We start from the raw sequence: 21,525 nt of genomic DNA, 5'->3' as shown, positions 1-21,525 counted from the left end.
TCATTGTTAATTTTGTGCGGGGTTAATCGCATTTTTCCAGTGAATAACTCTGTAGGCTTTTTAGCGTTTTTTGGTCATAAGCTAATGTGATGACCCGTTTTACCTTATGGTTAACCGCCGGTTTCGGTGGTAAGTTCGGGTAAAAGAGAACGTTTGCGTCGGCGCCAGGTAACGGGGCCGACACCGGGTTTCACGGTGAATTTTTCAACGAGGACAAGATGGCTCAACAGACTCCTTTGTACGAACAACACGTGTTATGCGGCGCCCGCATGGTGGACTTCCATGGCTGGATGATGCCGCTGCACTACGGCTCGCAGATTGATGAGCACCACGCGGTGCGCACCGATGCCGGTATGTTCGACGTGTCCCACATGACGATTGTCGATCTGCGCGGTAGCCGCACCCGGGAGTTTTTGCGTTATCTGCTGGCAAACGACGTCGCCAAACTGAAAACGCCGGGTAAAGCGCTCTATACCGGCATGCTGAACGCCTCGGGCGGCGTGATTGATGACCTTATCGTCTATTACTTCACTGAAGATTTCTTCCGCCTCGTTGTCAACTCCGCCACCCGCGAAAAAGACCTCTCCTGGATCACCCAACACGCCGAACCTTATGCCATCGACATCACCGTCCGTGACGACCTGTCGCTGATCGCCGTACAGGGGCCGAACGCGCAGGCGAAAGCCGCATCTCTGTTTAACGACGAGCAGCACAAAGCAACCGAAGGCATGAAGCCGTTCTTCGGCGTGCAGGCGGGCGATCTGTTTATCGCCACCACCGGCTACACCGGTGAAGCGGGCTACGAAATTGCGATGCCGAACGAGAAGGCCGCTGATTTCTGGCGCGCGCTGGTGGAAGCGGGCGTGAAGCCTGCGGGTCTGGGCGCGCGCGATACGCTGCGTCTGGAAGCGGGGATGAACCTCTACGGTCAGGAGATGGATGAAGGCGTCTCTCCGCTGGCCGCCAACATGGGCTGGACCATCGCATGGGAACCGGCTGACCGTGATTTTATTGGCCGTGAAGCGCTGGAGATGCAGCGCGAGAAGGGCACTGAACAGCTGGTGGGTCTGGTGATGACCGAGAAGGGAGTGCTGCGCGGTGAACTGCCGGTGCGCTTTACCGATGCTGACGGCAATCCTCGCGAAGGCGTGATCACCAGCGGTACCTTCTCCCCGACGCTGGGCTACAGTATTGCACTGGCACGCGTGCCGGCGGGCATTGGCGAAACGGCGGTGGTGCAAATCCGCAACCGCGAAATGCCGGTCAACGTGACCAAACCGATTTTTGTTCGCGCCGGTAAGCCGGTCGCCTAATCATTTTTATCAGGAGAACTTCAATGAGCAATGTGCCAGCAGAACTGAAATACAGCAAAGAACACGAGTGGCTGCGCAAAGAGGCGGACGGCACTTACACCGTAGGGATCACCGAGCACGCGCAAGAGCTGCTGGGCGACATGGTGTTTGTTGACCTGCCTGACGTGGGCACGACCGTTAGCGCGGGCGATGACTGCGCCGTGGCGGAGTCCGTAAAAGCGGCATCTGACATCTATGCTCCTGTGAGCGGCGAAATCGTTGCCGTCAACGACGCGCTGAGCGATTCGCCAGAGCTGGTGAACAGCGAGCCTTATGAAGGCGGCTGGATCTTCAAGATCAAAGCCAGCGACGAATCTCAGGTTGCCGCGCTGCTGGATGCGACCGCGTACGAAGCACTGTTAGAAGACGAGTAATCGTTTATCCCCCTCTCCTTTCGGGAGAGGGCAGGGGCGAGGGTGCCCATCTTCCCCTCACCCTAACCCTCTCCCAGAGGGAGAGGGAACTTAAATTCACTGCACGTTTCAGGAACCATCGCTCATGACACAGACTTTAAGCCAGCTTGAAAACCGTGGCGCCTTCATTGAACGTCACATTGGGCCGGATGCTCAGCAACAGCAGGAGATGCTTAAGACAGTTGGCGCGGATTCATTAAACGCACTGATCGGCCAGATTGTGCCAAAAGACATCCAGCTTGCCACGCCGCCTCAGGTGGGGGAAGCCACCACGGAATTCGCCGCGCTGGCGGAGCTGAAGGCTATCGCAGGCATGAACAAGCGCTATAAGTCTTACATTGGCATGGGCTACACCAACGTGCAGTTACCGCCAGTTATCCTGCGCAACATGCTGGAAAACCCGGGCTGGTACACCGCTTACACCCCGTACCAGCCGGAAGTCTCTCAGGGCCGTCTGGAAGCGCTGCTGAACTTCCAGCAGGTGACGCTGGATCTGACCGGTATGGATATCGCCTCCGCCTCGCTGCTGGATGAAGCGACCGCCGCCGCCGAAGCGATGGCGATGGCAAAACGCGTGAGCAAGCTGAAAAATGCCAACCGCTTCTTCGTGGCGGCGGACGTGCATCCCCAGACGCTGGACGTGGTGCGTACCCGCGCGGAAACCTTCGGCTTTGACGTGATCGTCGACGACGCTGACAAAGTGCTGGATCACCAGGACGTCTTCGGCGTGCTGCTGCAGCAGGTGGGGACAACGGGCGAAGTACACGACTACGGCGCGCTGATTGCCGAGCTGAAAACCCGCAAAGTGGTTGTCAGCGTTGCCGCCGATTTTATGGCGCTGGTGCTGCTGACGGCGCCGGGTAAACAGGGCGCAGATATCGTATTCGGTTCAGCGCAACGCTTCGGCGTGCCGATGGGCTACGGCGGCCCGCACGCGGCGTTCTTCGGCGCGAAAGATGAATTCAAACGCTCTATGCCTGGCCGCATCATCGGCGTCTCAAAAGACGCTGCCGGTAACACCGCGCTACGCATGGCGATGCAAACCCGCGAGCAGCACATCCGCCGCGAGAAAGCGAACTCCAACATCTGTACCTCCCAGGTGCTGCTGGCAAACATCGCCAGCCTGTACGCCGTGTTCCACGGCCCGGCTGGTCTGAAACGCATTGCCAGCCGCATTCACCGTCTGGCCGATATTCTGGCCTGCGGTCTGCAGCAGAAAGGCCTTAAGCTGCGCCACGCTCACTACTTCGACACCCTGTGTGTGGAAGTGGCGGACAAAGCGGCCGTGCTGGCGAGCGCGAATGCAGCAGAGATCAACCTGCGCAGCGACATCCACAACGCCGTCGGCATTACGCTGGATGAAAGCACCACCCGCGACGATATCCTGAACCTGTTCAGCGTGTTGCTGGGTGACGCGCACGGTCTGGACATTGATGCGCTCGACAAAGAGGTCGCGCTCGACAGCCGCTCCATTCAGGAAAGCATGCTGCGTAACGATACGATCCTGACGCATCCGGTGTTTAACCGCTACCACAGCGAAACCGAGATGATGCGCTATATGCACTCTCTGGAGCGCAAGGATCTGGCGCTGAACCAGGCGATGATCCCGCTGGGCTCGTGCACCATGAAGCTGAACGCCGCGGCGGAGATGATCCCGATCACCTGGCCTGAATTCTCCGAGCTGCACCCGTTCTGCCCGCCAGAGCAGGCTGAAGGTTATCATATGATGATCAACCAGCTTTCCGACTGGCTGGTGAAACTGACCGGTTATGACGCGCTCTGCATGCAGCCGAACTCCGGCGCGCAGGGCGAATACGCGGGCCTGCTGGCGATCCGTCACTATCACGAAAGCCGCAACGAAGGTCACCGCGATATCTGCCTGATCCCAAGCTCCGCCCACGGTACCAACCCGGCCTCTGCCCAGATGGCGGGCATGGAAGTGGTGGTGGTGGCGTGCGATAAGAACGGCAACATCGATCTGGCCGACCTGCGCGCGAAAGCCGAGCAGGCGGGCGACAAGCTCTCCTGCATCATGGTGACCTACCCGTCTACCCACGGCGTGTACGAAGAGACCATCCGTGAAGTGTGCGAAGTGGTGCACAAGTACGGCGGTCAGGTTTACCTCGACGGCGCGAACATGAACGCTCAGGTGGGCATTACCTCTCCGGGCTTTATCGGCGCGGACGTGTCGCACCTGAACCTGCACAAAACCTTCTGCATCCCGCACGGCGGTGGCGGCCCGGGCATGGGCCCAATCGGCGTGAAAGCGCACCTGGCACCGTTTGTGCCTGGCCACAGCGTAGTGCAGATTGAAGGCATGCTGACCCGTCAGGGCGCGGTCTCTGCGGCACCGTTCGGTAGCGCCTCTATCCTGCCAATCAGCTGGATGTACATCCGCATGATGGGCGCGGAAGGGCTGAAGCAGGCGAGCCAGGTGGCGATCCTGAACGCCAACTATATTGCGACTCGTCTGAAGTCTGCCTTCCCGGTGCTCTATACCGGCCGCGACGGTCGCGTGGCGCACGAGTGCATCCTCGATATTCGTCCTCTGAAAGAAGCGACGGGCATCAGCGAGCTGGATATCGCCAAGCGCTTGATTGACTACGGCTTCCACGCGCCAACCATGTCGTTCCCGGTAGCGGGTACGCTGATGGTTGAGCCGACCGAGTCTGAAAGCAAAGCCGAGCTGGACCGCTTTATCGACGCGATGCTGGCCATCCGCATGGAGATCGATCGCGTGCAGGACGGCGAATGGACGCTGGAAGATAACCCGCTGGTTAACGCTCCGCACACCCAGCATGAGATGGTTTCCGAGTGGAACCACGGTTATTCCCGCGAGCTGGCCGTCTTCCCGGCAGGCGTGGCAAACAAGTACTGGCCGACCGTGAAGCGTCTTGATGACGTGTACGGCGACCGTAACCTGTTCTGCTCCTGCGTGCCGATGAGCGAATACCAGTAATATTATTGGTGTAGTCATAAAGGCCGGGTAAGGCGAAGCCGCCACCCGGCTTTTTTATTGGGAGAAGAAAATGGCAATAGCACTGGTCACCGGCGCCAGCCGGGGCATTGGGAAAGCCACCGCGCTGCAGCTGGCGCGCGAAGGCTACACCGTGGCGGTGAACTATCACCACAACATTAAAGCCGCGACGGACGTGATCAACCAGATCGTTGAAGCGGGCGGTAAAGCCTTTGCCGTCCGCGCGGATATCAGTGATGAAGCCCAGGTGCTGGCGATGTTTGACAGCCTCGATCGTGAAGGCGAGCCGCTTCGTGCGCTGGTCAATAATGCGGGCATTCTGTTTGAGCAATCCACTATCGAGAACCTCTCCGCTGAGCGCATTAACCGCGTCCTGGCGACCAACGTCACGGGCTACTTTCTCTGCTGCCGGGAAGCGGTAAAACGCATGTCCTTCAGGCATGGCGGCAAGGGTGGGGCGATAGTGAACGTCTCTTCCGCCGCGTCGCGCCTTGGGGCGCCGGGTGAATATGTGGATTATGCCGCGTCGAAGGGGGCGGTCGATTCGCTGACAACCGGGCTATCGCTGGAAGTGGCGGCGCAGGGCATTCGCGTCAACTGCGTGCGTCCGGGTCTAATTTATACCGATATTCATGCGTCCGGCGGAGAGCCGGGGCGAGTGGATCGCGTGAAATCGTTGCTGCCGATGCAGCGCGGCGGCCAGCCGGAAGAGGTGGCGCAGGCGATTGTCTGGCTGCTGAGCGAGAAGGCGTCGTACGTAACGGGCAGTTTTATTGAGTTGGCGGGCGGGAAGTAAACCCCTCACCCTAACCCTCTCCCAAAGGGAGAGGGGATCAAGCGTAGCGCCGCCCGGCGTTAAAGTTTCTCGCCGTTGCTGGCAATCACTTCCTTATACCAGTTAAAGCTCTTCTTGCGGGAACGCGACATGTCGCCCGTGCCGTCGTCGTGCTTGTTCACGTAGATAAAGCCGTAGCGCTTGCTGTACTGGCCGGTGGTGAACGACACGCAGTCGATGCAGCCCCATGGCGTATAGCCCATCAGATCCACGCCGTCGTGCGTCACGGCTTTGATCATCTCTTCCACGTGGGCACGCAGGTAGTCGATGCGATAGTCGTCGTTGATGCTGCCGTCTTCTTCCACCTTATCGTAGGCGCCGAACCCGTTTTCCACGATAAACAGCGGTTTCTGATAACGTTCGTACAGTTCGCACAGGGAATAGCGCAGGCCTACCGGATCGATCTGCCAGCCCCAGTCGGATGCTTTCACGTGCGGGTTTGGCACGCTGCCTTCGAAGCCGGAAATCGCATCGCCGGTCCCGCCTTCCGCTTTCACCGCGTTGGTCATGTAGTAGCTGAAACCTAAGTAGTCGCAGGTACCTTCACGCAGGATCTGCTCGTCGCCTGCCTCCATTTTGATGGAGAAGCCGCGGCGCTCCCACTCGTTCAGCACGTAGGACGGGTAGTAACCACGCAGCTGGACGTCGGTAAAGACATAGCGCTCGCGCATGGATTCCTGGGCGAACATCACGTCTTCCGGTTTGCAGGAGAACGGATAGAGCGCCACCATCGCCAGCATGCAGCCGACTTTCATCTCAGGGTTGATGCGGCGCGCGGCTTTCACAGCCAGGGCGCTGGCCACAAACTGGTGGTGCAGGACCTGGTACATGGTTTCTTCCGGATTGTCATGTTCGGTATAGACCACGCCCGAGCAGCAGTAACCGAACAGCGGCGCGCGCCAGTTACGCTGGTTATTGATTTCGTTGAAGGTCATCCAGTATTTGACTTTGTTTTTGTAGCGCTCAAAGACCACTTCCGCGAAGCGCACAAAGAAATCGACCACTTTACGGTTGGTCCAGCTACCGTACTCCTGTACCAGGTGCAGCGGCATTTCGAAGTGGGAGAGGGTGATCACCGGTTCGATGTTGTATTTCAGCAGCTCGTCGAACATGTCGTCGTAGAACTTCAGCCCCTCTTCGTTTGGCTGCGTTTCGTCACCTTTCGGGAAGATGCGCGTCCAGGCGATAGAGGTGCGGAAGCACTTGAAACCCATCTCGGCAAACAGCTTGATGTCTTCTTTATAGTGGCCGTGGAAGTCGATGGCCTCGTGGTTTGGGTAGTATTTACCCGGCACTACTTCCTGGGTGATTTCGCGCGGGACGCCGTGCGCACCGCCGGTCAATACGTCACAAATGCTTGGCCCTTTTCCGCCTTTGTTCCAGCCGCCTTCAACCTGGTGAGCGGCAACCGCGCCGCCCCATAAAAAATCTTTTGGTAAGGTTAATTTTTTCATCGCTGCTCTTCTCAATAAATGGCTTATTGGCATCGAGTCTAGCAAAGCGAAATTGAATGTCACGATATAACAATTCACAGTAAATGTGATTTGTTACACCAAAAAAACAGGGTGTTTTATTCTGTGAGTTTCTTCGCCAGTTTACGTCCGAGAGACTCCAGAATATAAATGACGGGAATTTGCGTGGTGATGTCGTAGACGCCTGCAATACGCGTCTGAGGAACATGCCAGGAGAGATTAAAGTCCGCCAGTTTTGCGAGACGCGAGTGCTCATGGCTGGTTATCGAGAGCACCTTGCAGTGATGCAGGCTGAACTGGCTGGCAAAGCGAAGGATCTCCTCGGTCTCGCCCGAGACGGAAAGCACAATCGCCAGCGCATTTTTCGCCATATCATTGGTGACCGGGAAATAAGGATCATCAATATGGTTACTGAATTTCCCGATATTAGAAAAGAAGCGTGCGCCATATTTTGCCAGCGAACCCGATGTTCCGGCACCGACAAATATAATTCGCTCTGACGATAAAATAATATCAACCGCCTTATCTAATAACGCATCGAACTCTTCATTATTCACGCTTTTAAAAAAGCTGATAATTTCGCTGGCACCGAAATTCGCCTGCTGGGGCTCGTTCTGTTCAAGATAAAGCTTAAAGCGCACCCGAAATTCAGAATACCCTTCGCAGTTAAGCTTGCGGCAAAAGCGCAGGATGGTCGTGGTTGAGACGTCTGCTGCATCCGACAGCTCGCGGATGGTCATGTACATCACTTTGTCACGATTTTTTATGACATAGTTGTAGACCATCATCTCCAGGTTATTGAGACTGGCAATGGCGGAATGGGAGAACATGCTCACAATGGCTACACTCACTCATCAGACTTTTCTTCAGGGAATAATAACATGCAGCCAAACGACATCACTTTTTTTCAGCGCTTTCAGGACGACATCCTGGCCGGACGTAAAACCATCACTATCCGGGATAAAAGTGAATCCCATTTCAAAACCGGCGATATCCTGCGGGTGGGGCGTTATGAAGATGATGGTTATTTTTGCACCATTGAAGTAACAGGAACGTCAACCGTTACGTTCGACACATTGACGCAAAAACATGCTGAACAGGAGAACATGACCTTGGATGCATTGAAAAGCGTGATCGCAGAGATCTACCCCAGGCAGAACCAGTTTTATGTAATTGATTTTAAATGTTTATAATTTAAATCGAAACGCACGTTCGCTGAAATTAAAGTGTAACTGTCTGATTGTAATTTAGAAACGTTATGTTTAACTTTATTTTAGCTAACAGGTGTTCACTGGAATCATTCTCAGTTAGCATAGTTATGCGATGAATAATCATCTTTTGTTTTCCCGGAGTTTTGTATGGTGAGCAGACCATTAATCGCACAGGGATATTCGCTGGCTGAGGAAGTAGCCAACAGCATCAGCCACGGCATTGGCCTGGTGTTTGGGATTGTCGGTTTAGTGTTATTGCTGGTGCAGGCGGTGGACGCCAATGCCAGCGCGATGGCCATTACCAGCTACAGCCTGTATGGCGGGAGTATGATCCTGCTGTTCCTGGCGTCGACGCTGTATCACGCGATCCCGCATCAGCGGGCCAAGATGTGGCTCAAGAAATTTGACCACTGTGCTATCTATCTTCTGATTGCAGGCACCTACACACCGTTTCTGCTGGTGGGGCTCAACTCACCGCTGTCGCGTGGCCTGATGATTGTTATCTGGAGCCTGGCACTGCTTGGGATCCTGTTTAAGCTGACCATCGCGCACCGGTTTAAGGTGCTGTCACTGGTCACCTATCTGACAATGGGCTGGCTGTCGCTGATTGTGGTGTATCAACTGGCGATTAAACTGTCGGTAGGGGGCGTGACGCTTCTGGCCTTAGGCGGCGTGGTGTACTCGCTCGGCGTGATTTTCTACGTCTGCAAGCGCATCCCATACAACCATGCCATCTGGCACGGTTTTGTGCTGGGCGGCAGCGTATGCCACTTTTTGGCGATCTATTTGTACGTGGGGCAGGTGTAGTTTTTTCCACCGTGCGGGCCACCGGCCCTCTCCCACAGGGAGAGGGAGGGCACCTGGATACGATTACTCTTCTAACGAATATGGCAACGGCTCGATGCTCAGCGTGTTCGCATCGTCACGTACGCGGAACACGCTGTCGGCTTCCATGTCGTTGTTCATGACGGCCTGTACCAAAAGACGTCCATCATCGAGTTGTACGGCGGCTAACACGGTGCCGGTGCGGCGCCAGTTATCACCCATCTTCAGCTCTAAGTCTTCACCCGCTTCAGGTACACGGCTGGCATGGCCCGCCAGCGTCCACAGCGCTCGTTTGTTAGCTCCGCGGAATTTTGCACGCGCCACCATCTCCTGGCCGGTATAACAGCCCTTTTTAAAGCTGATACCCCCCAGCGCCTGCAGGTTCGTTGCCTGAGGAATGAACTGCGCGCTGTTTGCGGCGTCAATCACCGGCAGACCCGCTTCGATATTCAGCGCCAGCCACTGCTGACTGTTGTTGAGCTGCGCTTCGCCGCGCAGCGCTTCTGTCACGCGTTCGGCCGTTGCCGCATCCGTGACTAACAGGAAACGCTCCGCAGGGTGTTCAAACCACAGGATGGAGGTCGCGCCTTCGCTGACCACCTGCTTTTCTGCATCCGGCAGTTCGCTGAAGAGATTTTTCAGCGCCGCACGCGCCTGAAAACCGGCCACTCCCAGCAGGACATGTTCGTCGTCCGGGGCGATAGTGACTTTGGAGAAGACCGCGTATTTCTTCAGCTCTTTGAGCTGGGCCTCTTGCAGGCTGCGGCGCTCAATAAAAGCAAAGCCGTCCTGACGGCGGAAGAGTCGCAGGTTGCTCCACATTTTGCCTTTTGGGTCGCAATGCGCGGCCAGCAGGTGCTGGTGTTCGGTCATCTGGCTGACGTCGGCGGTCACCTGGCCCTGCAGATATTTTTCGGCGTCGGCACCGGAGAGCGTTGCCAGCGCCCAGTCATCAAGAGAAATAAGCGTCAGCGGCAGACGCGCAGAGGCGGCGGGCTGGCGAGGAGAAAATGGTGTAAATGCCATAACGATATCCTGAATTGCTTAACGCTTTGATAATGCCTAATGGTAAAAGAGCCTGCAGGCAATGCAAGCGCTTTCAGCAGACCATTTGTGCCCTAAACCGGTTATGCGTAGCGCTACGCAAAATAATGTAATCCGCTGTCTTTGTAGGGATTATTCTGGAAGCCTGCTCGGCGATCGCAATATTCCAGTAATGAAACGGTCAAAAACACGTTACACTAGCTGGTGTCCCCGTAGAGAAATAAAGAACACTGAACGGGGTGCCGACTGTGCCAAACGTAATGCAGGAAACTGAACATGGATATTAACAACAAGGCCCGTATTCACTGGGCGTGCCGTCGCGGCATGCGTGAACTTGATATTTCCATCATGCCTTTCTTCGAATATGAGTATGACAGCTTAAGCGATGATGATAAGCGTCTGTTTGTTCGCCTGCTGGAGTCTGACGATCCGGATTTATTCAACTGGCTGATGAACCACGGCAAACCCGCCGACACCGAGTTGCAACGGATGGTGCAATTAATTCAAACACGGAATCGGGAACGTGGTCCTGTGGCAATCTGATCTTCGCGTCTCGTGGCGCTCGCAGTGGATGTCTTTATTGCTCCACGGCCTGGTTGCGGCCTTTGTTTTGCTGATGCCGTGGCCGCTGAGCTATACGCCGCTGTGGCTGCTGTTACTGTCGTTTGTCGTTTTTGACAGCGTACGCAGCCAGCGTCGCATTAATGCCCGTCAGGGAGAGATTAAATTACTGATGGATTCCCGCCTGCGCTGGCAGGGTAAAGAGTGGGATATTCTCGGTATGCCCTGGATGCTCAACTGCGGCATGATGTTACGGTTACGCAAGGTGGACGGCGGGCGTTGCCAGCATCTGTGGCTGGCGGCTGACAGTATGGATGCTGCCGAGTGGCGAGACCTGCGCCGGATGCTGTTGCAACAGACGACGCAGGGGTAATGCGCGTTAGCTAAACTTTTCAGCCATTTCGCCCAGAATCTGCTCGCACCAGCTTTGCAGGCGCTCATCGCTGAGATCGTACTGGTTGGTTTCATCCAGCGCGAGTCCAACAAACAGCTCGCCGTCGGCAATAATCGGTTTTTTACTGGTGAACTCGTAACCTTCGGTTGGCCAGTAGCCGATAAACGACACTCCTTTCGGCGCCAGCTTGTCATGCAGCATGCCGAGCGCGTCCAGGAACCATTCCCCGTAGCCCAGCTGATCTCCCATGCCGTACATGGCAATGATTTTGCCGTCGAGATTGACCGAATCGAGTTGATCCCAGATGGCTTCCCAGTCTTCCTGTATCTCACCAAAATCCCAGGTTGGGATGCCAAGGATCAGGACATCGTACTGTTCCATCAGCGCGACCGCGTCATCTTTCAGGTTATGCAACGTCACCAGTTCCGGGCCAATGATGTCGCGAATTTTCTCTGCCGCCATTTCGGTGTAGCAGGTGCTGGAACCATAGAACAGACCAATATTCATCGCGTAACTATCTCAATTCTTGCTTTGACTATGCGCGTAGTGTACCAGAAACCGGTCGCAATCAGGCATAATGGCCTGACTGCAGAATCAAAGGGGCTGATGTGGAAAAGGATCTCGCACTGATCGAACAGTTTCTCGACGCGCTGTGGCTGGAGAAAAATCTGGCCGAGAATACCCTCAGCGCCTACCGTCGCGATCTCACCATGCTGGTGGAGTGGCTTGCGCACCGGGGGTTATCCCTTGCGAGCGCGCAGCGTGACGACCTGCAGGCGCTGCTGGGGGAACGTATCGCGGGGGGCTACAAAGCCACCAGTTCCGCGCGTTTGCTCAGCGCCATGCGTCGGCTGTTCCAGCACCTCTACCGTGAGAAGATTCGCGAAGACGATCCCAGCGCGCTGCTGGCATCCCCTAAGCTCCCGCAGCGGCTGCCGAAAGATCTCAGCGAAGCACAAGTTGAGAGATTATTACAGTCACCGGCAGTTGACCTGCCGCTGGAGTTACGCGATAAAGCCATGCTTGAGCTATTGTATGCTACCGGCTTGCGCGTTTCGGAACTGGTTGGCCTGACGATGAGCGACATCAGCCTGCGTCAGGGCGTGGTGCGCGTCATTGGTAAAGGCAACAAGGAAAGGCTGGTTCCGCTGGGTGAAGAGGCGGTTTACTGGCTGGAAACGTACCTGGAGCACGGTCGTCCGTGGCTGCTCAATGGTACGTCTATCGACGTCCTGTTTCCGAGCCAGCGCGCCCAGCAGATGACGCGTCAAACGTTCTGGCATCGCATCAAGCATTACGCCACACTGGCGGGTATCGACAGTGAAAAGCTTTCGCCGCACGTATTGCGTCACGCCTTCGCGACGCATCTGTTAAACCACGGCGCTGATTTACGCGTGGTGCAGATGCTGCTGGGCCACAGCGATCTTTCCACGACGCAAATTTATACCCATGTCGCGACGGAACGCCTGCGGCAGCTACACCAACAGCACCACCCTCGTGCGTGAGTGCCGACGAATTGTAACAGGATCACATATGAAAAAGACTTTCGCGCTGTTCACCCTGCTGGCAGCCTCATTTACCGGTTTCGCCCATGCGGACGACGCCGCCATCAAACAGTCGCTGGCTAAGCTTGGCGTCACCGGTAGCGATATTCAGCCTGCACCGGTTGCTGGCATGAAAACGGTACTGACCAACAGCGGCGTGCTGTACGTCACCGAAGACGGCAAACACATTATTCAGGGGCCAATGTACGACGTGAGCGGCGCGCAGCCGGTGAACGTCACCAACCAGCTGCTGATGAAAAACCTGAACGCGCTCGAAAAAGAGATGATCGTCTATAAAGCGGCGCAGGAAAAACACGTTATTACCGTTTTCACCGACATCACCTGCGGCTACTGCCACAAGCTGCATGAAGAGATGAAAGACTATAACGCGCTGGGCATTACCGTGCGTTACCTGGCCTTCCCGCGCGCGGGCGTGCAGAGCCAGCCAGAGCAGGACATGAAGGCGATCTGGTGTGCGAAAGACCGCAACAAAGCGTTCGACGACGCGATGAACGGCAAAGGCGTTAAGCCGGCCTCCTGCGACATTGATATCGCTAACCACTATGCGCTCGGCGTGCAGTTTGGCGTGAGCGGTACGCCAGCGATTGTCCTGAGCAACGGCTATGTTGTTCCGGGCTATCAGGGACCAAAAGAGATGAAAGAGTTCCTCGACGCGCACCAGAAACAGTTTGGTGGTAAATAATCCGCGTGAAAGCCCCGATAAAATTGCGCCGCCGCGAGGCGGTTGAACCCGTTGATTTACCGGACGATCTCCCGGCGCTGCTTAAGCGTCTCTACGCCAGCCGCGGCGTGCATCGCGCTGAGGATCTTGAACGCAGCGTGAAAGGGATGCTGCCCTGGCAGCAGCTGAGCGGTATCGAAAAAGCTACCGAAATGCTCTACAACGCGCTTCAAGAGGGAACGCGGATTGTGGTGGTGGGCGATTTCGACGCCGACGGCGCAACCAGCACCGCGCTGAGCGTGCTCAGCCTGCGCGCGCTGGGCTGCGATAACGTCGCGTATCTGGTACCGAACCGTTTTGAAGACGGCTATGGCCTCAGCCCGGAAGTGGTCGATCAGGCCCACGCCCGTGGCGCACAGATGATCATGACCGTCGATAACGGGATCTCCTCCCATGCGGGCGTCGATCATGCTCACGCGCTGGGGATCCCGGTGCTGGTCACCGATCACCACCTGCCGGGTGAAACGCTGCCGGCTGCGGAAGCGATTATTAACCCCAACCTGCGCGACTGCGATTTCCCGTCGAAATCCCTCGCAGGCGTGGGCGTAGCGTTTTATCTGATGCTGGCGTTACGGACCCTGCTGCGCGATAAGGGCTGGTTCGACTCTCGCGGTATTGCCGTACCGAACCTGGCCGAATATCTCGATCTGGTGGCGCTGGGCACCGTCGCGGATGTGGTGCCCCTCGATACCAATAACCGCATTTTGACCTGGCAGGGCCTAAGTCGCATTCGGGCGGGCAAGTGCCGTCCGGGGATCAAGGCGTTGCTGGAGATCGCCAACCGCGATCCGCTCAAGCTGGCGGCCAGCGACCTGGGCTTTGCTCTCGGGCCGCGTCTTAACGCAGCCGGAAGGCTGGACGATATGTCCGTCGGCGTGGCGCTGCTGCTGTGCGACAACATCGGTGAAGCGCGCGTGCTGGCCAACGAGCTGGACGCGCTGAACCAGACACGCAAAGAGATTGAGCAGGGGATGCAGGCCGAAGCGCTGACCCTGTGCGAAAAGCTTGAACGCAGCGGCGATACGCTGCCGGGCGGCCTGGCGATGTACCATCCCGAGTGGCATCAGGGCGTGGTGGGCATTCTGGCGTCGCGTATTAAAGAACGTTTCCACCGGCCGGTGATCGCGTTCGCCCCCGCGGGTGACGGCACGCTGAAAGGCTCGGGCCGCTCAATCCAGGGGCTGCACATGCGCGATGCGCTGGAGCGTCTCGATACGCTGTATCCGGGTTTGATGATCAAGTTCGGCGGCCATGCGATGGCGGCTGGCCTGTCGCTGGAAGAGGCGAAATTCGACGAGTTTCAGCGTCTGTTTGGCGAACTGGTCACCGAGTGGATCGATCCGGCTCTGTTGCAGGGTGAAGTGGTGTCCGATGGCGAGCTTTCACCTCTTGAGATGACGATGGACGTGGCGCAAATGCTCCGCGATGCTGGCCCATGGGGGCAGATGTTCCCGGAACCTCTGTTTGACGGTCGTTTCCGTCTGCTGCAGCAGCGCATCGTCGGCGAACGTCATCTGAAAGTGATGGTCGAGCCCATGGGCGGTGGACCGCTGCTGGACGGCATTGCCTTCAACGTTGACACGGCGGTATGGCCGGACAACGGCGTGCGCGAGGTCGAGCTGGCGTACAAACTGGACATCAACGAGTTTCGCGGTAACCGCACCCTGCAGATTATCATCGACAATATCTGGCCAATTTAGCGGCAGTAATCTCTATAAAAAAGGGCGTGGATTCGGTACAATCCCGCTCTTATCACCGCATTTTGACAAGTCCATAAAAGAAAACAGACCATGTTTGAAATTAATCCGGTAAAAAACCGTATTCAGGACCTCACGGAGCGCTCTGACGTTCTTAGGGGGTATCTTTGACTACGATGCCAAGAAAGAGCGTCTTGAAGAAGTAAACGCCGAGCTGGAACAGCCGGACGTCTGGAACGAACCTGAACGCGCACAGGCGCTGGGTAAAGAGCGTTCCTCTCTCGAAGCTATCGTAGATACGCTGGATCAAATGGCCCAGGGGCTGGAAGATGTTTCCGGTTTGCTGGAGCTGGCCGTCGAAGCCGACGACGAAGAAACCTTTAACGAAGCCGTGGCAGAACTCGACGTGCTGGAAGAGAAGCTGGCGCAGCTTGAGTTCCGCCGTATGTTCTCCGGCGAATACGACAGCGCTGACTGCTATCTCGATATTCAGGCGGGTTCTGGCGGCACCGAAGCGCAGGACTGGGCCAGCATGCTGACGCGTATGTACCTGCGTTGGGCGGAAGCGCGCGGCTTCAAAACCGAAATTATCGAAGAGTCTGAAGGTGAAGTTGCGGGTCTGAAATCCGTCACCATCAAGATCATTGGCGATTACGCCTACGGCTGGCTGCGTACCGAAACCGGCGTTCACCGCCTGGTGCGTAAGAGCCCGTTCGACTCCGGTGGCCGTCGTCATACCTCCTTCAGCTCCGCGTTTGTTTATCCGGAAGTTGACGAAGATATTGATATCGAAATTAACCCGGCGGACCTGCGTATCGACGTTTATCGCGCATCCGGCGCGGGTGGTCAGCACGTTAACCGTACGGAATCAGCGGTTCGTATTACCCACATTCCTACCGGGTTGGTAACACAGTGCCAGAACGACCGTTCCCAGCATAAGAACAAAGACCAGGCCATGAAGCAGATGAAAGCGAAGCTTTATGAGCTGGAGATGCAGAAGAAAAATGCTGAGAAACAGGCGATGGAAGACAACAAGTCCGACATCGGTTGGGGCAGCCAGATCCGTTCTTACGTCCTTGATGACTCCCGCATCAAAGACCTGCGTACCGGGGTTGAAACCCGCAACACGCAGGCGGTGCTGGACGGCAGCCTGGACCAATTTATCGAAGCAAGTTTGAAAGCAGGGTTATGAGGAACCAACATGTCTGAACAACAAGCACAGGGCGCTGACGCGGTAGTCGATCTTAACAACGAACTGAAAACCCGCCGCGAGAAGCTGGCAGCGCTGCGCGAGCAGGGCGTGCCGTTCCCGAACGATTTTCGTCGTGACCATACCTCAGACCAACTGCACGCTGACTTCGACGCTAAAGAGAACGAAGAGCTGGAAGCGCTGAACATCGAAGTGGCCGTTGCAGGCCGCATGATGACCCGTCGTATCATGGGTAAAGCCTCCTTCGTGACCTTGCAGGACGTTGGTGGCCGTATTCAGCTGTACGTTTCCCGTGACGACCTGCCGGAAGGCATCTACAACGAGCAGTTCAAGAAGTGGGACCTGGGCGATATCCTGGGCGCGAAAGGTAAACTGTTCAAAACCAAAACCGGTGAACTGTCTATCCACTGCACCGAGCTGCGTCTGCTGACCAAAGCCCTGCGCCCGCTGCCGGACAAATTCCACGGCCTGCAGGATCAGGAAGCGCGCTATCGTCAGCGCTACCTGGATCTCATCTCTAACGATGAATCCCGTAAGACCTTCAAAATTCGCTCTCAGATCATGGCCGGTATCCGCCAGTTCATGGTCAACCGCGACTTTATGGAAGTGGAAACCCCAATGATGCAGGTGATCCCTGGCGGCGCGTCTGCGCGTCCGTTCATCACCCATCACAACGCCCTGGACCTGGACATGTACCTGCGTATCGCGCCGGAACTGTACCTGAAGCGTCTGGTGGTCGGTGGTTTCGACCGTGTGTTCGAAATCAACCGTAACTTCCGTAACGAAGGTATCTCCGTTCGTCATAACCCAGAGTTCACCATGATGGAACTCTATATGGCGTATGCGGATTACAAAGATCTGATCGAGCTGACCGAATCCCTGTTCCGCACCCTGGCGCAGGACATTCTGGGCACCACGCAGGTTCCTTACGGTGAAGAAGTCTTCGACTTCGGCAAGCCGTTCGAAAAACTGACCATGCGCGAAGCGATCAAGAAATACCGTCCGGAAACCAACATGGCGGATCTGGATAACTTTGATTCTGCGAAAGCGATCGCAGAAAGCATCGGTATCAAGGTTGAGAAGAGCTGGGGTCTGGGCCGTATCGTGACCGAGATCTTCGAAGAAGTGGCCGAAGCGCACCTGATTCAGCCGACCTTCATCACCGAATACCCGGCTGAAGTCTCTCCGCTGGCGCGTCGTAATGACGAGAACCCGGAAATCACCGATCGCTTCGAATTCTTCATCGGCGGCCGTGAAATCGGCAACGGCTTTAGCGAGCTGAACGATGCGGAAGACCAGGCTCAGCGCTTCCAGGATCAGGTTGACGCGAAAGCGGCAGGCGACGACGAAGCGATGTTCTTCGACGAAGACTACGTGACCGCACTGGAGCACGGTCTGCCACCAACGGCGGGCCTGGGGATTGGTATCGACCGTATGGTCATGCTGTTCACCAACAGCCACACCATCCGCGACGTGATCCTGTTCCCGGCGATGCGCCCGGTGAAATAAGGCGTTAAGATGTAAAAAAAGCCCCGAAAGGGGCTTTTTTATTGCGCCGCGAAGGCTTTAAGTTTTTCGCGGGCGGTCGTCGCTTCCATAACCATCCACGGGCTAAAGGCCCAGGGCGTCGCGTCCAGCGCGCGGAATAACGCGTCCAGCTCCACCCACTGATAGTCCATCACTTCATCTTCGTTTATCGTCACGTCATTGGTGATGCGGGCCGCGAATACAGGGCAAATTTCGTTTTCCACAATCCCCGATGGGTCGGTTTCCCGATAGCGAAATTCAGGGGCGACGGCGGTGATATCGGTCAGCTCAGCGCCCACTTCAAAGCGGCAGCGGCGGATTATCGCCTGTATCGTCTCTTCGCCGGACTGCGGGTGGCCGCAGACGGAGTTGGTCCAGACGCCGGGCCAGGCTTTTTTGGTTAAGGCGCGCCGGGTGATCAGACATTCGCCGTTTGCGTTAAAAAGCCAGGAAGAGAAAGCCAGATGCAGCGGGGTATGTAAGGTGTGCGCGGCATATTTTTCCTGAGTGCCAATCACCATTCCCTGGTCGTTTACCAAAATAACGTGTTCTTGAATACTCATTGATGCTCCAGTGCCAAAATGCCGAGTGGTTCAGCACCATCAGCCGGATCATTATACGGCATTCTTATACGAACGGTTTGGCGCGTAGAGCGGAAAAGGGCATGACCCATATTCGTTTTGGCTGTTATCATAGTGCGCCATTCACGCTGACCGAGGATCTCTTTTGTTTGCAGGAAGCCTGACGAGAAACCCCATCACCGCCATTTTTTGCCTGACGCTGACGCTATTGCTGGCGGGCTGTTCAGGAAGCAAATCTTCGGATATGGGCAGCTATTCCGGTTCGGTCTATACCGTTAAGCGCGGGGATACGCTGTACCGGATTTCGCGCGCAACGGGAACCAGCGTGAAGGATCTGGCGCGGCTGAATAACCTCTCGCCGCCCTACACCATCGAGGTGGGGCAGCAGCTGAAGGTGAACGGCGGATCGTCCTCGGGTAAAAAATCCTCTTCGAAAGGCAAAACCGCCAAAGTGACGCCGTCCTATCAGGTGCCGCAATCGTCATGGCCGCCGGTTGGACAGCGTTGCTGGATTTGGCCTGCCAGCGGTAAAGTGGTCGCCCCTTACTCACTTTCTGAAGGTGGCAACAAGGGTATTGATATCGCCGCTGCACGTGGTACGCCGGTTTATGCCTCCGGGGCCGGGAAGGTGGTTTACGTGGGTAACCAGCTGCGCGGCTACGGTAACCTGATCATGATTAAGCATGGCGAAGACTACATCACGGCCTATGCGCACAACGACACGATGCTGGTCAACAACGGGCAGAACGTCAAAGCCGGGCAGAAAATTGCCACCATGGGCAGCACCGGTACGGACGCGGTGAAGCTGCATTTCCAGATTCGCTATAAGGCGACGGCCATCGATCCGCAGCGTTATCTGCCTGTGCCCGGCAGCAAACCGAAGTGCTAAGTGATTATTTTATCGCCGGTTAGTTGTTAAGAGGCTTGTATGAAGGTGCGTAAGGTCTATAATGCCATACGCACCTCAAAGCGGGCGTAGTTCAATGGTAGAACGAGAGCTTCCCAAGCTCTATACGAGGGTTCGATTCCCTTCGCCCGCTCCAGCTTTTCCTGATGTTATCTTCCTTTGCCTGTTTTTATCCTGTCCACGCTTTCCCATACAGATATCGTCATGCTGTTGATTGATAACTTCAAAGACGTTATCGCGCGAGCCCCATATTCAGTACTGAATTATCAGACTCCATCAGAGTTTGCAGCACGATGAGTACGACGGGTAATTTAATCAGCACTACTCGCTGACGTTTACATCTCATTATTGGGAAGGTTAGTTAATATTTTGTGAAAGAAGGAACCATGATCGAATAATAAAGCTTTCAGAAACTACACTCTTCTTTATCACGGATTTTTATTTTTTTAGACTTAACGCAAATATTACTACCAATTATAGTAGCCCTCTTTTTGAGACTATTCTCTATTGCGTCGTAGCTGGCATAATTAAGAAAACCAAAAAATATTATCCTTTTATATGCGCTATTACAGCAAAGCCGTCTTTTTTTGCTCGTTATTTTTTTGCTCTCTGAGCCATGCAGCCCCCCTTACTCCTGCTGACCGGGACACCGTGCGTCAGCAGCAGGAGGAACTGTTATTAAAGAACCAGCAACAGCGTGAAGAGCTGGAGCGGAGTATTCCTCGCCCCGCGCCTGCCAGAACTCTGCCTGCAGCCGGCGCCGGGCCCTGCTTCACCATTGATACCATTACCCTTTCCGGCACGACCCTCATTTCCCCGAAAACGCAGCAGGCCCTTGTCGCGCCGTGGCAGGGCCGGTGTCTGGATATGGCGAAAATAACGGAGCTTCTCGCCCGTATTTCTGACTGGTATATCAGCCGGGGATATATCACCAGCCGCGCCTTTCTCACCGAGCAGGATCTCTCCGGCGGCCAGCTGAATATTGTGGTGCTGGAAGGACGGCTGGAAGCGATCCGTCTGGAAGGCGAAACGCCGCGCATGCTGAAAATGGCGTTTCCGGGACGGACAGGCGGCATCCTTAATTTACGCGATATCGAACAGGGGATGGAGCAAATTAACCGTTTGCGCGCCGAGCCGGTGCAGATTGAAATTCTGCCGGGAACGCAGGCCGGATATTCCATCGTTAATCTCACGGGCAAGCCGGAATTTCCGTTAAGTGCATCCGTGAGCCTGGATAATAGCGGGCAGAAGAGCACCGGTGAAAACCAGCTGAGCGGCGTGCTCACCGCCAATAATATGCTGGGGCTGGCGGATAGATGGTTTGTCAGCGGCGGGCGCAGCAGCGATTTTGCCAGCGCGTACGATGCGCAGAATTTCCAGGCGGGCGTCAGCGTGCCGTCTGGCTACGGCCTGCTGGACTACAGCTACGCCTGGAGTAACTACCGGACCACCATCAGTAACCAGGGGTTCAACTGGCTCTCCACGGGCGATACGAAAACCCACCGCCTTAACGCGTCCTGGGTGGTTTTCCGCAACGGGGATGTTAAAACCGGCATTGCGGCGGGCGTGGTTCAGCGCTCCAGCCGCAACTGGCTGAACGACGCGCCGCTTAAGAGCAGCACGCGCAACCTCTCGAGCCTGGTCCTGGGGATTACCCACACGCAAAAAATGCTGGGCGGCGTGGCGACCTTTAACCCGACCTGGAGCCACGGCATGCCGTGGTTCAATGCCGAAACCGACGAAAATAAATCCGGGGATATGCCGCGGGCGGAATTCCGCAAATGGAGCCTGAACGCCAGCTTCCAGCGTCCTGTCGCCCGTAACGCGTGGTGGCTGACCAGCGCCTACGGCCAGTGGTCGCCCGACCGGCTGTACGGCGCCGAGCGCCTGACGCTCGGCGGCGAAAGCTCCGTGCGCGGTTTTAAAGAGCAGTACCTGTCCGGGGACAACGGCGGCTACTGGCGTAACGAGCTGGGGTATTCCCTCTTCACCCTCCCGGTAATTGGCGCGGTAAGCGCAACGGTCGCCGTTGACGGCGGCTGGCTGGAAAAAGACCGCCAGGACCGCTTTGCCTCCGGCACGCTGTGGGGCGGTTCGGTGGGGCTGAGCAGCGCTGGGCGCGGGTACAGCAGCCAGATTTCGGTCGGTACGCCGCTGCGCTACCCCGACTGGCTCGGCCCGGATCATGTGAGCGTTAACTGGCGCATTGCCTTCATGCTTTAAGAGACTCTAC

At 56.2% G+C, this 21,525-nt stretch carries 20 protein-coding genes and 1 tRNA gene; 16 read left to right on the top strand and 5 right to left on the bottom strand.

The window, feature by feature from the left end; translation table 11 throughout:
* Positions 1-218 precede the first annotated feature (218 nt).
* The 4 genes from gcvT to HB664_RS21890 all read left to right on the top strand — a co-directional run bounded on the left by gcvT (position 219) and on the right by HB664_RS21890 (position 5,538).
* Entirely contained in the window at positions 219-1,313 is a 1,095-nt protein-coding gene (gcvT, locus tag HB664_RS21905) for a glycine cleavage system aminomethyltransferase GcvT (RefSeq protein ID WP_094935381.1), read from the top strand.
* Positions 1,314-1,336: 23 nt separating this feature from the next.
* The gene (gene gcvH, locus HB664_RS21900) at positions 1,337-1,726 is read left to right on the top strand and encodes a glycine cleavage system protein GcvH (protein WP_008499718.1); all 390 of its coding nucleotides are present in this window, start codon (positions 1,337-1,339) and stop codon (positions 1,724-1,726) included.
* 124 nt (positions 1,727-1,850) lie between these two features.
* Positions 1,851-4,724: an aminomethyl-transferring glycine dehydrogenase gene (gene gcvP, locus HB664_RS21895; protein WP_219940212.1), complete on the top strand. Its 2,874-nt coding sequence runs from the start codon at positions 1,851-1,853 to the stop codon at positions 4,722-4,724.
* A 70-nt stretch (positions 4,725-4,794) separates the two neighbouring features.
* Positions 4,795-5,538 (top strand): SDR family oxidoreductase, encoded by a 744-nt coding sequence (locus HB664_RS21890; RefSeq protein WP_032660097.1) that lies wholly within the window; start codon positions 4,795-4,797, stop codon positions 5,536-5,538.
* A 59-nt stretch (positions 5,539-5,597) separates the two neighbouring features.
* Here the strand turns inward: HB664_RS21890 and bglA are convergent, their stop codons facing one another.
* Together bglA and HB664_RS21880 are read right to left on the bottom strand one after the other, a co-directional pair.
* Positions 5,598-7,031, bottom strand: coding sequence for a 6-phospho-beta-glucosidase BglA (bglA, locus tag HB664_RS21885; RefSeq protein WP_033146593.1), 1,434 nt, complete (start codon positions 7,029-7,031; stop codon positions 5,598-5,600).
* A gap of 116 nt (positions 7,032-7,147) precedes the next feature.
* Positions 7,148-7,879, bottom strand: a complete 732-nt coding sequence (locus HB664_RS21880) for a MurR/RpiR family transcriptional regulator (RefSeq protein WP_219940858.1) — start codon at positions 7,877-7,879, stop codon at positions 7,148-7,150.
* 51 nt (positions 7,880-7,930) lie between these two features.
* On the opposite strand from HB664_RS21880, the gene yqfB reads away from it, so the two are divergent.
* Both yqfB and HB664_RS21870 read left to right on the top strand, forming a co-directional pair.
* The gene (gene yqfB, locus HB664_RS21875; protein WP_033146592.1) at positions 7,931-8,242 is read left to right on the top strand and encodes a N(4)-acetylcytidine aminohydrolase; all 312 of its coding nucleotides are present in this window, start codon (positions 7,931-7,933) and stop codon (positions 8,240-8,242) included.
* Between the two features lie 165 nt (positions 8,243-8,407).
* Positions 8,408-9,067 (top strand): hemolysin III family protein, encoded by a 660-nt coding sequence (locus HB664_RS21870; RefSeq protein ID WP_033146591.1) that lies wholly within the window; start codon positions 8,408-8,410, stop codon positions 9,065-9,067.
* Positions 9,068-9,130: 63 nt separating this feature from the next.
* Here HB664_RS21870 and ygfZ read toward each other — a convergent pair whose 3' ends face one another.
* A complete protein-coding gene (gene ygfZ / locus HB664_RS21865) occupies positions 9,131-10,111 on the bottom strand; it encodes a tRNA-modifying protein YgfZ (protein WP_033146590.1) in 981 nt (326 codons plus the stop codon).
* A 294-nt stretch (positions 10,112-10,405) separates the two neighbouring features.
* Here ygfZ and sdhE point away from each other — a divergent pair, with 294 nt between their 5' ends.
* Together sdhE and HB664_RS21855 are read left to right on the top strand one after the other, a co-directional pair.
* Positions 10,406-10,672 (top strand): FAD assembly factor SdhE, encoded by a 267-nt coding sequence (gene sdhE, locus HB664_RS21860; protein WP_010435322.1) that lies wholly within the window; start codon positions 10,406-10,408, stop codon positions 10,670-10,672.
* A complete protein-coding gene (locus HB664_RS21855; RefSeq protein ID WP_021242050.1) occupies positions 10,653-11,063 on the top strand; it encodes a protein YgfX in 411 nt (136 codons plus the stop codon). The genes sdhE and HB664_RS21855 overlap by 20 nt, the downstream gene beginning before the upstream one ends.
* Before the next feature lie 6 nt (positions 11,064-11,069).
* Here the strand turns inward: HB664_RS21855 and fldB are convergent, their stop codons facing one another.
* Positions 11,070-11,591 carry a flavodoxin FldB gene (fldB, locus tag HB664_RS21850; RefSeq protein ID WP_023309099.1) on the bottom strand — a complete coding sequence of 174 codons (522 nt, stop codon included), beginning with the start codon at positions 11,589-11,591 and terminating at the stop codon, positions 11,070-11,072.
* Between the two features lie 101 nt (positions 11,592-11,692).
* On the opposite strand from fldB, the gene xerD reads away from it, so the two are divergent.
* The 5 genes from xerD (at position 11,693) to lysS (ending at position 17,786) form a co-directional block, all read left to right on the top strand.
* Positions 11,693-12,589, top strand: a complete 897-nt coding sequence (xerD, locus tag HB664_RS21845; RefSeq protein WP_023309098.1) for a site-specific tyrosine recombinase XerD — start codon at positions 11,693-11,695, stop codon at positions 12,587-12,589.
* Between the two features lie 28 nt (positions 12,590-12,617).
* Positions 12,618-13,331 carry a bifunctional protein-disulfide isomerase/oxidoreductase DsbC gene (dsbC, locus tag HB664_RS21840; RefSeq protein WP_023309097.1) on the top strand — a complete coding sequence of 238 codons (714 nt, stop codon included), beginning with the start codon at positions 12,618-12,620 and terminating at the stop codon, positions 13,329-13,331.
* Positions 13,332-13,336: 5 nt separating this feature from the next.
* Complete coding sequence (recJ, locus tag HB664_RS21835) at positions 13,337-15,070, top strand: single-stranded-DNA-specific exonuclease RecJ (RefSeq protein ID WP_219940211.1); 1,734 nt, start codon at positions 13,337-13,339, stop codon at positions 15,068-15,070.
* 90 nt (positions 15,071-15,160) lie between these two features.
* Positions 15,161-16,259, top strand: a protein-coding gene (gene prfB / locus HB664_RS21830) for a peptide chain release factor 2 (protein ID WP_096151315.1) whose coding sequence is annotated in 2 segments (ribosomal slippage) — positions 15,161-15,235 and positions 15,237-16,259 — 1,098 coding nt in all. Because the reading frame shifts where the segments join, the coding sequence is not laid out codon by codon here.
* 9 nt (positions 16,260-16,268) lie between these two features.
* On the top strand, positions 16,269-17,786 hold the full coding sequence (gene lysS / locus HB664_RS21825; protein ID WP_013098608.1) for a lysine--tRNA ligase: 1,518 nt from the start codon (positions 16,269-16,271) through the stop codon (positions 17,784-17,786).
* 38 nt (positions 17,787-17,824) lie between these two features.
* On the opposite strand, the gene idi is transcribed toward lysS, so the two are convergent.
* Entirely contained in the window at positions 17,825-18,367 is a 543-nt protein-coding gene (gene idi, locus HB664_RS21820) for an isopentenyl-diphosphate Delta-isomerase (RefSeq protein ID WP_033146588.1), read from the bottom strand.
* Positions 18,368-18,530: 163 nt separating this feature from the next.
* Between idi and actS the strand changes: the two genes are divergently transcribed.
* The 3 genes from actS to HB664_RS21805 all read left to right on the top strand — a co-directional run bounded on the left by actS (position 18,531) and on the right by HB664_RS21805 (position 21,515).
* Positions 18,531-19,274: an amidase activator ActS gene (actS, locus tag HB664_RS21815; protein WP_213788208.1), complete on the top strand. Its 744-nt coding sequence runs from the start codon at positions 18,531-18,533 to the stop codon at positions 19,272-19,274.
* A gap of 80 nt (positions 19,275-19,354) precedes the next feature.
* Positions 19,355-19,428: transfer RNA gene (locus HB664_RS21810), tRNA-Gly, on the top strand.
* A gap of 422 nt (positions 19,429-19,850) precedes the next feature.
* Complete coding sequence (locus tag HB664_RS21805) at positions 19,851-21,515, top strand: ShlB/FhaC/HecB family hemolysin secretion/activation protein (protein WP_219940210.1); 1,665 nt, start codon at positions 19,851-19,853, stop codon at positions 21,513-21,515.
* The last annotated feature ends 10 nt before the right edge of the window (positions 21,516-21,525 follow it).

Origin of the sequence: Enterobacter sp. DNB-S2 (genome assembly GCF_019443845.1) — a bacterium.
In the GTDB taxonomy this organism is placed as follows: domain Bacteria; phylum Pseudomonadota; class Gammaproteobacteria; order Enterobacterales; family Enterobacteriaceae; genus Enterobacter; species Enterobacter asburiae_B.
The sequence above is the reverse complement of the archived record's forward strand: the minus strand, read 5'-3'. Positions and strand labels throughout refer to the sequence as shown.